The sequence below is a fragment of the Streptomyces sp. HUAS 31 genome (assembly GCF_028198125.1).
Taxonomy (GTDB): domain Bacteria; phylum Actinomycetota; class Actinomycetes; order Streptomycetales; family Streptomycetaceae; genus Streptomyces; species Streptomyces chartreusis.
In genome coordinates this window covers 4016295-4029325 of sequence record NZ_CP116353.1, presented here as the reverse complement: position 1 = coordinate 4029325, position 13031 = coordinate 4016295, and the positions used below count along the sequence as shown (strand labels likewise).

The 13031-nt window shown below is 70.9% G+C and carries 10 protein-coding genes; 3 read left to right on the top strand and 7 right to left on the bottom strand.

Annotation, left to right across the window (positions count from 1 at the left end; translation table 11 throughout):
- Positions 1-3: 3 nt before the first annotated feature.
- The 6 genes from PGH47_RS17735 to PGH47_RS17710 form a co-directional block, all read right to left on the bottom strand.
- Positions 4-1614, bottom strand: coding sequence for a sodium/solute symporter (locus PGH47_RS17735; protein ID WP_271664239.1), 1611 nt, complete (start codon positions 1612-1614; stop codon positions 4-6).
- A complete protein-coding gene (locus tag PGH47_RS17730) occupies positions 1611-2135 on the bottom strand; it encodes a DUF485 domain-containing protein (RefSeq protein WP_271664238.1) in 525 nt (174 codons plus the stop codon). The genes PGH47_RS17735 and PGH47_RS17730 overlap by 4 nt, the downstream gene beginning before the upstream one ends.
- A gap of 223 nt (positions 2136-2358) precedes the next feature.
- Positions 2359-4773 (bottom strand): hypothetical protein, encoded by a 2415-nt coding sequence (locus PGH47_RS17725; RefSeq protein WP_271664237.1) that lies wholly within the window; start codon positions 4771-4773, stop codon positions 2359-2361.
- 129 nt (positions 4774-4902) lie between these two features.
- The gene (locus PGH47_RS17720) at positions 4903-5547 is read right to left on the bottom strand and encodes a hypothetical protein (RefSeq protein WP_271664236.1); all 645 of its coding nucleotides are present in this window, start codon (positions 5545-5547) and stop codon (positions 4903-4905) included.
- 111 nt (positions 5548-5658) lie between these two features.
- Complete coding sequence (locus PGH47_RS17715; RefSeq protein WP_271664235.1) at positions 5659-5820, bottom strand: DUF397 domain-containing protein; 162 nt, start codon at positions 5818-5820, stop codon at positions 5659-5661.
- Positions 5821-5864: 44 nt separating this feature from the next.
- Positions 5865-6359 (bottom strand): GNAT family N-acetyltransferase, encoded by a 495-nt coding sequence (locus PGH47_RS17710; RefSeq protein ID WP_271664234.1) that lies wholly within the window; start codon positions 6357-6359, stop codon positions 5865-5867.
- 132 nt (positions 6360-6491) lie between these two features.
- Here PGH47_RS17710 and PGH47_RS17705 point away from each other — a divergent pair, with 132 nt between their 5' ends.
- Positions 6492-7670, top strand: coding sequence for an alpha/beta hydrolase family protein (locus tag PGH47_RS17705; RefSeq protein WP_271664233.1), 1179 nt, complete (start codon positions 6492-6494; stop codon positions 7668-7670).
- On the opposite strand, the gene PGH47_RS17700 is transcribed toward PGH47_RS17705, so the two are convergent.
- Positions 7651-9219 carry an MFS transporter gene (locus tag PGH47_RS17700; RefSeq protein ID WP_271664232.1) on the bottom strand — a complete coding sequence of 523 codons (1569 nt, stop codon included), beginning with the start codon at positions 9217-9219 and terminating at the stop codon, positions 7651-7653. The genes PGH47_RS17705 and PGH47_RS17700 overlap by 20 nt on opposite strands.
- Before the next feature lie 392 nt (positions 9220-9611).
- Here PGH47_RS17700 and PGH47_RS17695 point away from each other — a divergent pair, with 392 nt between their 5' ends.
- Together PGH47_RS17695 and PGH47_RS17690 are read left to right on the top strand one after the other, a co-directional pair.
- Positions 9612-10400 carry an ABC transporter ATP-binding protein gene (locus PGH47_RS17695; RefSeq protein WP_271664231.1) on the top strand — a complete coding sequence of 263 codons (789 nt, stop codon included), beginning with the start codon at positions 9612-9614 and terminating at the stop codon, positions 10398-10400.
- Complete coding sequence (locus PGH47_RS17690; protein WP_271664230.1) at positions 10397-12967, top strand: ABC transporter permease; 2571 nt, start codon at positions 10397-10399, stop codon at positions 12965-12967. Before PGH47_RS17695 ends, PGH47_RS17690 begins: the two co-directional genes overlap by 4 nt.
- The last annotated feature ends 64 nt before the right edge of the window (positions 12968-13031 follow it).

Here is a 13031-nt window from a genome sequence, read left to right as displayed (position 1 = left end):
GGCTCAGTTCCCCCTGCGTACCGCCCCCGCCAGAATCCACCCCTCCACAGCCTCGTACTGCTGTCGCTGCTTCTCGGACTCGCGCCGCCCCGACTTGACCGTGCCGAGCCAGCCGAAGAGGAATCCGGCAGGTACGGACACCAGTCCGGGCGTCGTGAACGGGAACCAGTTGAAGTCGGCCTCGGGGAAGGCCGACGCCGGTGATCCGGAGACCAGGTTGGTCCACGGCATCAGCGCCAGGACGACCGCCGAGCCGCCGATCAGGGTCCACATCAGGCCCGCCCGGGTGTACCGGCGCCAGAACAGGCTGTAGACGAGGGCCGGCGCGATGGCCGAAGCGCCCAGGGTGAAGGACAGGGTCACCAGCGGTTGCAGGCTGCGGTGCTGGACCAGCGTCGCCAGCACGATCGCCGGGATGCCGACCCCCACCGCCGCCCACCGCGCCAGCGCCATCTCGCGGTGCCCGGACAGTTCCCGCATCCGGGTGGCGAACAGGTCGTGGGCGAGGGAGTTCGCGCAGGCGAGGATCATGCCGGCGACCGAGGCGAGCACGGTGAGGAAGATGGCCGTGGTGACCGCCGTGAACAGCAGGCTCTCCGCGGTGGAGACCTCGGCGCCGAACGCGGCCCTGGAACCCAGCAGATAGGCCGTGTTGCCCTGCGGGTCCGCCCCGGCGATGACCTCGCGCCCGATCAGTGCCGTCGCGCCGAAGCCGACGACCGTGATCACCAGCACGAACAGAGCCACGCTCGACACCGCCCAGGACATGGACCTGCGCACCTGCCGCGCGCTGGTCGCCGTGTACATACGCATCGTGATGTGCGGCAGGACCCCGCCGCCGAGAACCACCGCGAGCTGGGAGCTGATCATGTCGAGACGGGGGTACGGGCTGCCCGCGAACTGGAGCCCCGACTGAAGGAAGGCCGGGCCCACTCCGCTCTGCTCGGCGGCGGCGTTGAACAGCGCTCCCGGATCCCAGTCGAACCGTTGCAGCACCAGTACGGCGACGACGGCGCCCGATCCGAGCAGCATTACCAACTTCAGGATCTGGATGAGCGCCGTGCCCTTCATCCCGCCGATGGCCGCGTAGCTGATCATCAGCACGCCGAGCCCGATGACGCACCCGGTCTTCAGGGAGTCGCTGGAGAACCCGAGGATGAACGCCAGCAGTTGCCCGGTCCCCGCCAGCTGCACCAGCATCAGCGGCAGCAGCGCGGCCAGCGTCACCCCGCACGCCGCGATCCGCACGCCCCGCCCCGGCATCCGGCGGGCCAGCGCGTCGCCCATGGTGAACCGGCCCGCGTTGCGCAGGGGTTCGGCCAGCAGGAACATCAGCAGCATCAACGACAGGGCGGTACTCAGCGCCAGCACGATCCCGTCGTAGCCGCACAGCGCGACCACGCCGGTCGTGCCGAGCACGGTCGCCGCGCTGATGTAGTCGCCGCCGATCGCCAGGCCGTTGCGCATGGGGGACAGGGAGCTGTAGCCCGTGTAGAACTCGTCGAGGTCGTCCCGGTCCGGGCCGGTCATCACGCACAGCAGCAGCGTGATGGTGACCACGACGCAGAACGCCACCAGCGACATCGCCTGCGCGTTTCCGCTGAAGACGGTCATCGTCCGGACCTCCGCTCCGCCTCACGCTTGGCGTCCACCGCGGCCTCCTTGCGGATACGGTCCGCGATCGGGTCGACGTAGTTCCGGGCGGTGTGCTCGTACAGGGCTATCGCCAGCCAGGTGACCGGCAGTTGCAGCAGCGCGAGCAGCAGGCCCGCGGGCAGTCCGTCGGCGACCGTGCCCGTCATGAACCCGGGCGCGAACGCGGACAGGATCAGAAACAGCGTGAAGTACCCGAGCGCGGTCAGCGTCGCCACGCGCCGCTGCCAGCGGTAGGCGCCGCGCAGGATCCGCAGGTCGCTGTGGTGCCCGAGGGGCGGGCGGTCGGAGGTCAGGTGCCTCGGGGGTGCCGGTGGTTCCGGTGGGACGGGCGGTTGCCAGGGGTAGGTGGCGTACGACGGGGGCGGTGATGTGGATGCGGGCGGAGGTGGCCGGAACCTGTCGTAGGGATCGTGCGGTTCACGTGAGTTGTACGGGTCGTACTGGTTGTGCCGGTTGTGCGGGTCGTACGGGGATGACATCCCGGTGCTCCTTGCGTGGCTCGGGTCCAGCGGCGGACCGCAGGGAGGTGGGGGGCGGGCGAGCCACGCAGGTTACTGTGGAGTACCGGCTGAGCGCGAGGGTTTCTGCAAACTGAGTGGTCGGTATGCGCTTCCGATGCACAACCGTGTCTGACCTGGGGTGTTACCCGCGTTAACTCAGACTTTTGAATCGGCTGCACGGCGACTGAGGGCGACGACCGCGCTACTTCAGGTGCACCAGCGCCACACTCCCGGGCACTTCGCCGCCTCCATCGAGCCGCGCCCCGAACACGAGCCGCCGGTCGACCTTCCGGCGCACGGACCGCCCTGCCTCGACCGAGAACTCCACCCCGACGCGCCCGCCGGCGGGCACCCACACCCGCGTGTCGGCCACGCTCACCGGCCGCACCGACCACCCCGCGCCCATCGTCTCCGCGGCGACGGTCACGTGCCGCCCCCGATCGCCGAAGTTGTAGACGTTGAGGCTCATCCGGGTACGACGGCCCAGGCGGTAGCCGTGCGGCGGTGGCGCGTCGCCGTCGTCCTTGCCGGGCGCTGCGTTGCGGGCGGCGTAGCGCTGGCTTAGGACGATGTGCTCGGCGGGGGAGAGGGAGCCGGGGTCCGGACGCCGGAGCTCATCCGCCGCGCCTCGGCCCCCCGCGCTCCAAGACGCCTCGCGTGACACGACATAGACGGGGTCGGGAGAGACGACGACGTCCTGGCCCGACCGGTCGATACGGCGGCCCATGATGTTGTACGCCACTCCAGGCGCGGACACGCGCGTGTGCCGCGCCGTCGCCCACAGGACACTCACCTGCTGCCTGCACCCGTCGTCGAAGCGGAACCCTCGCACCCCGGTGGGCAGTTGCGGCACCGGTCCCACGAAACGTGCCGCTCCCAGCAGCGAGGTCAGCGTGGCGAAGGCGCTGTACGCGGGCAGGGGGCCGAAGTCCCGGTCGAACAGGCCGAACCAGACGCCGTCGTCGTGCAGTGGGGGAGCGGCGAACCAGAACTGGCGGGCGTTCCCGGCGGCCAGCCCCTCAACCATCGACCGGACGAGATAGCGCGCCTGAACCCGCTCCTGGGCGGGGCTGAGGTCGGAGGGCGTCGTCAGGAAGGCCCCGCACTCGGTCATCCACAGGGGCGTGTCACCGGCCCCCTGTCGCCGGGCGAGCGCGTGCTGTTCCTCGGCGGCGCCGGGGAACTCGGGGTCGTCCTGGTCCGCCGGGTCCGGATAGCCGTGGAAGGCCCAGACGTCGGCGTACCGGACGACGTCGTTGGCGAGCATCAGGTCCTGGAACGGGCCCGACTGTGCGATCCCGGGCAGCACGACGAGCGGCGGTTCGGCGCGGGCGTCCTTGATGCCGAGCGCGGTCGCCTTCACGAACGCGGCGTGGGCGTCGCCGGTGCTGCGGGTGGTGTCGACGTCGGGCTCGTTGGAGAGCTGGAGCGCCTCGGGGGCGGCCAGGGCGAGGCGGCGGGCGTAGCGGTAGGCGTGCCGCAGGTCCGCGGGCAGGGGCAGCGAGGCGTCGGTCATCGCCCATTCGGGCGCGGGGGAGAGTACATCCAGGACGGCGAGGCCGTGGGCACGCAGCGTGCGGGTGACCCGGTCGTGGTGCGCGGTGTCATAAGCACCGGGCGCGGGCTCGGCGGCCGGCCAGGACTGCCCGTCACGGACCCACCCCGCCCCCATGTCCCGCAGGGCGGCGGCGAATTCGTCCAGCCGGGAGGGCGGTACGAGCGAGGACGCCCAGACGTTGACGCCGAAGGGGTTGTCGGCCGCGCCTGTGCGCGTGACGGCGAGGCGGACGGGAAGGCGGGCGAACGTGCTGGTCACGTCGTCGGCGTGGATGCGGTAGTGGCCCGGCGGGAGGTCGGCCGGGAGCGTGACGGTGGTGGTCCTGCGGCCTGCGGGGACGGCTGCGCGGCCGGCGGCAACCCGTTGGCCGTGGTAGTCGGTGACGGCGTAGTGAACGGGGTGCGGGCGCGTGGCACGGGCGTTGAGGGTCAGACGCAGGCGAGCGGGCTCGCCGACGCGGTGACGGGGGACGGCGGCCGTGCGCAGAGCGGGGCCGCCGGGCAGGGGGCGCAGGACCAGATGATCCAGCGAAAGGACATACACGATTCTGTTGTCAAGGACCGTAGGTTCGACGACTCGTAAGCTGAACGCCCCGTCCCCCTCCCGAAGTTCCACCTCCCCCAGATTCATCTCGGAAAGATCGCCCCAAGCAGCCGGCGACCCGTACCAGTCCGGCTGCGAGCGGGCGACCTCGCGGAACGGGCCGCCGTCGACCGAGAGCTGGAGGTAGGAGCCGACCGCCTCCGTGTGCGGCGTCTCCACGGGTGCGACGGCGACGGCGGTCAGCGCGTACACACCCGACCGCGGGACACGGACGCGGTACGTGGCGTACCAGCCCTTGTCCGACGGGGGCCGCTGCGCCGTCAGCAGAGCGAGGTAGCGGCCGCCGGAGGCACGGCGGTCCCGGGCCACGGGGATGTTCGTGCTGGTGGGGGACTCGCCGGGGATCGTGATCGTCGCGAGGTCGGCGCCACGTGCGGAAGCCGAGCCGCCGCCCACCGCCAGGGTCGCCGCCGCGCCGAGTCCCGCCGACATTGCCGTACGCCTGTTGAAGTCCATGACTCCAGCAGACGCGGAGGGTCTGCGGCCGGGCGTCCTGCGCGAGGGTGGACGGTCCCGGAGAAGGGGTGCGGGGTCGGCCCTAGGGGGCGAGAGCGCCATCCCCGACCAGCGGTAGGGCCGACCGCGTCACTGCCCGAACGCGGCCGCGGAGACCTCTCGTGCCAGCTCTGCCCGGTGGAACTCGTACGTGCCGATGTCGGACACCTTGATCAGCAGACAGAAGCGTTCCAGCGAGGACAGCCGCCCGGCCACGTTCGCGTACTCGCGCCGTAGGAAGTGGACCGCGGCGATGTTGCCCACGGATGTCTGCCCGGACACCAGGAACACGGGGCTGGTGGACTCCGTGGGCTGGAACTTCGCCACGAGGGCGTACTCCTGGTTGCCGCGGTCGCAGCGGTACTTCTCTCCGCCGACCTCTATGGCCATCGAGTCCGGACCGGTCCCGTCGTACGGATGGACGGTGACTCCGGGGAGATGTGCGGCCAGATGGCCGCCGGTACGGATGTTGGCGCCGCCGCTCGGGCCGCCCACACAGAACTCCGTACGGTCGCCGTTGCTGCCGCGGAAGTCCCCGGACTCCACGGCCACCTTGCAGCCCAACTCCCCTGCGAGCAACGACAGCTCGACCACAGCGCGGACGTCCCGGTAATGCGCGGTGCCGGGCGCGTTGTACTTGTTGCCCAGCACCACCAGGCAGGTCTGCCCCGGCCGGACGCCGAAGAATGCCGCCCGCCGGTTGACCTCACGCGTGCGTTTGGTGCGCTCCCACACCCAGACGAAGACACCGCCGAGCAGGCTGGTGACCAGCCCGATCCCGATGTTCGCGACGACGGAAAGAATCGCGTCCCCCTCTCCCCGCCCGGCATCTTGCCATGCCGATCCCTAACGGGGCGCGGCGACGAACTCCGTCCAGGCGGAGGCGGAGAAGAGGATCGCCGGGCCGGTGGGGGTCTTGCTGTCGCGGACGGGGATGTGGGTGGGGCGGGCGGAGTCGTTGACTTCGAGGCAGTGAAGTTCTCGAAGAAACCCACCCCCCTCCAACACCTGATCCAACCTCCGCCCGCGAACGCGGATGGTCCTCGATGGCGTCAGTGCCCGAGATGCTCGCGCCTGTAGCGGATCCCGGGCCGGCCGCCGACCGTTGTCTCTTCCAAGGTGACGAACCCGTTCCGTTCCAGCACGGTCCGGGACGCCAGGTTGTCGAGCGTGGTGCGCGCGACCAGTGACGTCAGTGCGTACGACGCCGAGGCCAACCGGCACAACTCCGCGACCGCCGCCGTGGCGACGCCCTTGCCCGACGCGAGCTCGCCGACGCGGTAGCCGAGTTCGGCGGAACCGTCCTCGACGTCCATCAGGTTGATACGGCCGACCAGACGCCCCTCGACGTCCAGCACGACGTGGAAGTGGCAGATCCCGGCGTCCTGTTCGGCCAGCAGCGCCTGGTGCCTGGCCGCGAATCCCGCGGGGGTGAAGTACTCGTCCCCGCGGTCCGGCACCGTACGGGCGAAGTACTCCCGGTTCTCGTGCTCGAAGGCCAGCAGGGCCTCCGCGTGGTCGGCGCGCAGGCGTTCCAGGGTCGGCATGGGGGAAAGCGTAGGTGAGGCCGTCAGGGGCCCGTCCGACCGGGGAACGACACCGCTGTCCCCACCCGGCACCCCTGGCCTACGACCGCCGGGTGACGCCAGGTCAGGGGTCCGCGGCCTAGCGTCCTCGGCATGAACAGATCATCGAACAGGCCGCGCTTATCGGCACTGGCGGCGTCCGTAGTGCTCGTACTCGGACCTGCCCTGGCCCTTCCGGTCGTCGGCGCGACCTCCGCCTCCGCCGCGCCCGCGCCCGTGTCCGCCCCTGCCTCCACCACCGCCCAACTGCCCCGCCCCACCGGCCCGCACCCCGTCGGCCGCAGCACCCTCCATCTCGTCGACCGGGACCGGCCCGACCCCTGGGTGCCCTCTGCGGGGCCCCGGCAGCTGATGGTGTCCATGTACTACCCGGCGCGCCCCGGCACCGGCGGGCCGACCGCGCCCTACATGACCACCGAAGAGGCCCGCCACCTCATCGAGTTGCGGGCGCCCGACGTCACCGTCCCGCCGGAGGTGATCAGCGGCGTCCGTACCTGGGCGCACACCGACGCCCGCCCCGCGCGCGTCCGGTTCCCGCTCGTCGTGCTCTCGCCCGGTTTCACCTTCCCGCGCGCCACGCTCACCGGTCTCGCCGAAGACCTGGCCAGCCGCGGGTACGCCGTCGCGCTGGTCGACCATCCCTACGAGAACGCCGGCACGACCCTCCCCGACGGGCGGACCCTGCCCTGCGCGATCTGCGACGAGTTCTCCACCATCGGCGGTGACGCCGTCGCCGAGAGCCGGGCCCGGGACGTCTCCTTCATGCTGGACCGGCTGACCGGGCGCCATCCCGCGTGGCGGTACGCGCGCGTGATCGACGCCAGGCGCATCGGCATGGCCGGGCACTCCATCGGCGGCAACTCGGCCGCCGCGACGATGGCCGGCGACGCGCGCGTGCGGGCCGGCGTCAACATGGACGGCACCTTCTTCTCCAAGGTCCCCGAAGGCGGCCTCGACGGGCGGCCCTTCCTGATGTTCGGCGCCGAGGCCAGGCAGGGCGACGAGTCCTGGCACCGGACCTGGGCCGACCTGGACGGCTGGAAGCGCTGGATGACGGTGGCCGGAACCGACCACGGCTCCTTCACCGACGTACCGCTGCTCGCCGACCTGGTCGGCATCCCGGACACCGCCCAGGTGCCCTACGAGCGTTCACTGGCCCTCACGCGCGCGTACGTCGCCGCGTTCTTCGACCTGCATCTGAAGGGCGCCCCGCAGCCGCTGCTCGACGGGCCGTCACCGGACAACCCCGAGGTCAGCGTCCGTCTTCCGTGACGGCGTCCTTGACGGCGTCGACGGCGGCCTGATCCGGGACCTCGTCACCGGGCTCCTTCAGGACCGGGAACCGCCTCGGCGCCAGCAGCAACAGCACCAGGAAGGCCAGCGCAGCCGCGCACGACGCCCCCAGGTACACGGCGTGCACCGCGTCGGCGATGGCCCTCCTGGTGGCCTCCGGGGCCGTACCGCCGGAGTCCAGCGCCCGGGTCACCGAGTCCAGGTCGTTCGCCCCGCCGAGCCGCGACGCCAGTACGCCGTTCGCCACCGCGCCGAACAGCGCCGCGCCCACCGTCTGGCCGGTCTGCCGGCAGAACAGCACCGAAGCCGTCGCGGTGCCCCGCTCCGACCAGCCGACCGTCGACTGCACGCCCACGATCAGCGGCAGTTGGAACAGCCCCAGCGACGCCCCCAGCAGCAGCATCAGCAGCGTCGGCTGCCAGGCCGCCCCCGGATACGGCAGGAACAGGAACGCCAGCAGGATCAGCGAGGCCGTTCCGATGCCCAGCATCGCCGTGTTGCGGAAGCCGATCCTGCGGTACACGTGCTGGCTCAGCGCCGCGGACACCGGCCAGCTCAACGTCCAGACCGACAGCACGAATCCGGCCGCCACCGGTGCCAGGCCGAGGACCGCCTGGGCGTACGTCGGCAGGAACACCGTCGGCGCCACCATCAGCAGACCCAGCGCGCCCAGCGCCAGGTTCACCGCCGCGATCGTCCGGCGCCGCCACACCCACCCGGGGATGATCGGCTCGGCCGCCCGCCGCTCCACCAGCACCACGACCGCCACGAGCGCGAGCCCCGCGGCGAACAGGGCCAGGGACGGGGCCGACAGCCACGGCCAGGCCACCCCGCCCTGCACCAGCGCCGTCAGCAGCACGCCGCCGCACGCGAACACCGCGAGCGCGCCCGCCCAGTCGACACGCGCGCGCGTGCCCGTCGTCGCGCGCTGCGGCTCGTGCAGATGGCGGACGATCAGCCACAACGCCACCGCCCCGATGGGCAGGTTGATGAGGAAGATCCAGCGCCAGTCCGCATACGCCGCCAGCACTCCGCCCAGACCCGGCCCGGCCACCGCCGACAGCGCCCACACCGTGGACAACTTGGCCTGGATCTTGGGGCGTTCCTTCAGCGGGTACAGGTCGGCGGCCAGGGTCTGGACCGTGCCCTGAAGCGCCCCGCCGCCCAGTCCCTGCACGATCCGGAACGCGATCAGCGCCGCCATGTTCCAGGCCACCGCGCACAGCAGCGACCCCAGCAGGAACACCGCCGCGCCCGCGATCAGCACCGGCTTGCGGCCGAAGGTGTCGGAGAGCTTGCCGTAGACGGGCAGGGTCACCGTCACCGCGAGCAGATAGCCCGAGAACAGCCAGGAGAAGACGGAGAAGCCGCCGAGGTCGCCGACGATCTGCGGTACGGCGGTGGAGACGATGGTGGCGTCGAGCGCGGCCAGCGCCATCGCGAGCATCAGGGCCGCGACCACGGCCCCGCGCTTGTCGGTTCCGGCCCGTGGTGCGGTGTCGGGTATCGCGGGTCTCGAACTGCCCACCGGGTTCCTCTCCTGATGCTTTCCCCTTGCACCTATCTGCCGCCGAACAGCTTCCCACTTGACCCTCACGCCGCGGGAGGGTGGAGGCTCGATGAGCCGAAGGGTGGAGACAACCCCGACGCGCACTCCACCGAAGGGTGGACAGCCCCTAGGGGGACCTCCGTACCAGGTCTCGGGGAGGGTTGGTACCGCCGGAGGACGAGACGGTGCGGGTGCCGTCCTTAACCTGGCTTTACGCCGCTGGGGGGGCGGCTTACCGAACCACCGGGGGTGGGGTTTTCCCCCGCACAAGAGGGGGCCGGGCACCAGCGCGCCGGACCCTCTCCCGCCACGAGACTGAACGTCGTAACAGTTCTCGTGATTCACCAGCTGACCGACTTAGGAGACATACCGTGACATCGGCTGTGACCATTCCCAGGCACGGGGGTACTGGAGGGCGTACGGCCGTTGCCGCACGGGCGCGACAGGTCGTCAAGGCGTACGGGTCGGGGGAGACCCGTGTCGTCGCTCTCGACCACGTCGACGTGGACATCGCGCGGGGCCAGTTCACCGCGATCATGGGTCCCTCCGGATCCGGCAAGTCCACGCTCATGCACTGCCTCGCCGGGCTCGACACCGTCACCAGCGGCCAGATTTACCTCGACGAGACCGAGATCACCGGGCTGAAGGACAAGAAGCTCACGCGGCTGCGCCGGGACCGGATCGGCTTCATCTTCCAGGCGTTCAACCTGCTGCCCACGCTCAACGCCCTGGAGAACATCACGCTGCCCATGGACATAGCGGGCCGCAAGCCCGACCGGGCCTGGCTCGGGCGCGTCGTCGACACCGTGGGGCTCTCCGACCGGCTCAAGCACCGGCCGACCCAGCTCTCCGGCGGCCAGCAGCAGCGCGTCGCCGTAGCCCGTGCGCTGGCCGCCCGCCCGGAGATCATCTTCGGTGACGAGCCGACCGGAAACCTCGACTCCCGCGCCGGCGCCGAGGTCCTCGGCTTCCTGCGCAGGTCCGTCGACGAACTCGGGCAGACCATCGTGATGGTCACCCACGACCCGGTCGCCGCCTCGTACGCGGACCGTGTGCTGTACCTCGCCGACGGACGCATCGTCGACGAGATGTACAAGCCCACCGCCGACGCCGTCCTGGACCGCATGAAGGACTTCGACGCCCGGGGGCGTACGTCATGACCGTCCTGAAGACCTCGATGCGCAACTTCTTCGCGCACAAGGGACGGATGGCCCTGTCGGCCGTGGCCGTGCTCCTGTCCGTGGCGTTCGTCTCGGGGACCCTGGTGTTCACCGACACGATGAACACCACCTTCGACAAGCTCTTCGCCGTCACCTCCTCCGACGTCACCGTCAGCCCCAAGGAGGCGAAGGACGAGGACGACGGCGCCGGTACCGGCAAGCCCGCCTCGCTGCCCGCCTCGGCCGTCGAGCAGGTCGCGGCCGTCGACGGCGTCAAGAAGGCGGAGGGCTCGGTCGGCTCGATGAGCGTGACCGTCGTCAACTCCGAGAACAAGAACATGGGTTCCTCCACCGGCGCGCCCACCATCGCCGGCAACTGGACCGAGAACGACAAGAAGTCCATGGAGATCACCTCCGGGCACGCCCCGCGCGGGCCCACCGAGGTCATGGTCGACGCGGACACCGCCGACAAGCACGACCTGAAGCTCGGCGACGAATTGCGAACCATCGCCGCCACCGGCGACATCCGCGCGCGGATCGTCGGCATCGCCTCCTGGAAGGTGACCAACCCGGGCGCGGCCGTCGTCTACTTCGACACCGAGACCGCCCAGCGCGGCCTGCTCGGCGCCACCGGCCGCTTCACGCAGGTGTCCGTCACCGCGGCGGACGGCGTGAGCGACGCCGAGCTCAAGCAGGACGTCGCGCAGGCCCTGGACGGCTCGTACAAGGTCCAGACGGCCAAGGAGAGCGCGGACGAGAACCGCAAGGACGTCGGCGCGTTCATGGACGTCATCAAGTACGCCATGCTCGGCTTCGCCGGGATCGCGTTCCTGGTCGGCATCTTCCTGATCATCAACACCTTCTCGATGCTGGTCGCCCAGCGCACCCGTGAGATCGGCCTGATGCGGGCGATCGGCTCCTCGCGGCGGCAGGTCAACCGGTCCGTGCTCGTGGAGGCGCTGCTGCTCGGCTTCATCGGCTCCGTCCTGGGCGTGGCCGCCGGTGTCGGCATCGCGGTCGGCCTGATGAAGCTCATGTCCATGGCCGGCATGAACCTCTCCACCGACGACCTCACGGTGAAGGTGACGACCCCGGTCGTCGGCCTGATCCTCGGCGTCGTGGTGACGGTGCTGGCCGCCTACCTGCCGGCCCGCCGCGCGGGCAAGGTCTCCCCGATGGCCGCCCTGCGCGACGCCGGTACGCCGGCCGACGGCAAGGCGGGCTGGGTGCGCGCGCTGATCGGGCTGGTGCTGACCGGTGCGGGCGCCTTCGCCCTGTACGCCGCCGCCACCGCCGACAAGGCGAGCGACGGCGCGCTGATGCTGGGCGGCGGTGTGGTGCTGTCCCTGATCGGCTTCGTCGTCATCGGCCCGCTCCTCGCGGGTGCGGTGGTCCGGGTGATCAGCGCGGTCCTGCTGCGCGCCTTCGGGCCCGTCGGCCGCATGGCCGAGCGCAACGCCCTGCGCAACCCGCGCCGTACCGGTGCCACGGGGGCCGCCCTGATGATCGGCCTCGCGCTGGTGGCCTGCCTCTCCGTGGTCGGCTCCTCGATGGTCGCCTCGGCGACGAGCGAGCTGGACAAGTCGGTGGGCGCGGACTTCATCGTCATGAGCCAGCAGCAGCCGATCGTGCCGCAGGCCGAGAAGGCCATGCAGCAGACACCCGGCCTCGCCCACGTCACCCGCTACAAGGACGTCGACGCCACCCTGACCTCGCCGGACGGCAAGACCGACGACAGCGGGGTCACGGCCGCCGACCCGACGTACGCCGAGGACCTGCGCCGTACGACCACGCAGGGCACCCTGTCCGCGGCCTACGGCAAGGACGCCATGTCGGTAGGCTCCGACTACGCCAAGAAGCACGGCGTGCGCGTCGGCGACACCATCTCCGTCGCCTTCAAGGGCGGCGAGACGGCGAAGCTGAAGGTCGCGGCCATCACGGACGACGACACCTCCATCGACCAGGGCGCCCGCTACACGAGCATCGAGACCCTGTCGAAGTACCTGCCCGCCGACCGGATCCCGCAGAACGTGATCATGTTCGGCAAGGCGAAGGAAGGCCAGGAGGAAGCGGCGTACACGGCCCTGAAGAAGTCTCTCGACTCCTACCCGCAGTACCAGGTCCGCGACCAGACCGACTACAAGGAGGAGCTGAAGGACCAGGTCGGCCAGCTCCTGAACATGGTCTACGGCCTGCTGGCCCTGGCGATCATCGTGGCGGTCCTGGGCGTGGTGAACACCCTGGCCCTGTCGGTGGTCGAGCGGACCAGGGAGATCGGCCTGCTGCGCGCGATCGGCCTCTCCCGCCGCCAGCTGCGCCGCATGATCCGTATGGAGTCGGTGGTCATCGCCCTGTTCGGTGCCCTGCTGGGCCTGGGGCTGGGCATGGGCTGGGGTGCGACGGCGCAGAAGCTGCTGGCCCTCGAGGGCCTGAACGTCCTCGACATCCCGTGGCCGACGATCATCGCGGTCTTCATCGGCTCGGCCTTCGTGGGCCTGTTCGCGGCCCTGGTGCCGGCGTTCAGGGCGGGCCGGATGAACGTCCTGAACGCGATCGCGACCGAGTAGCCGGCCGAGAGGTCCCTTAATAGCCACCGCACACGGGGGTTGCGGGGGACGGGCCCGGTCCGGA

Bases quoted from the DNA above. Each gene is read 5' to 3' on its own strand.
- PGH47_RS17690 (WP_271664230.1), top strand. From the start codon at position 10,397: ATGACCGTCCTGAAGACCTCGATGCGCAACTTCTTCGCGCACAAGGGA.
- PGH47_RS17725 (WP_271664237.1), bottom strand. From the start codon at position 4,773: ATGGACTTCAACAGGCGTACGGCAATGTCGGCGGGACTCGGCGCGGCG.
- PGH47_RS17705 (WP_271664233.1), top strand. From the start codon at position 6,492: ATGAACAGATCATCGAACAGGCCGCGCTTATCGGCACTGGCGGCGTCC.
- PGH47_RS17710 (WP_271664234.1), bottom strand. From the start codon at position 6,359: ATGCCGACCCTGGAACGCCTGCGCGCCGACCACGCGGAGGCCCTGCTG.
- PGH47_RS17735 (WP_271664239.1), bottom strand. From the start codon at position 1,614: ATGACCGTCTTCAGCGGAAACGCGCAGGCGATGTCGCTGGTGGCGTTC.
- PGH47_RS17730 (WP_271664238.1), bottom strand. From the start codon at position 2,135: ATGTCATCCCCGTACGACCCGCACAACCGGCACAACCAGTACGACCCG.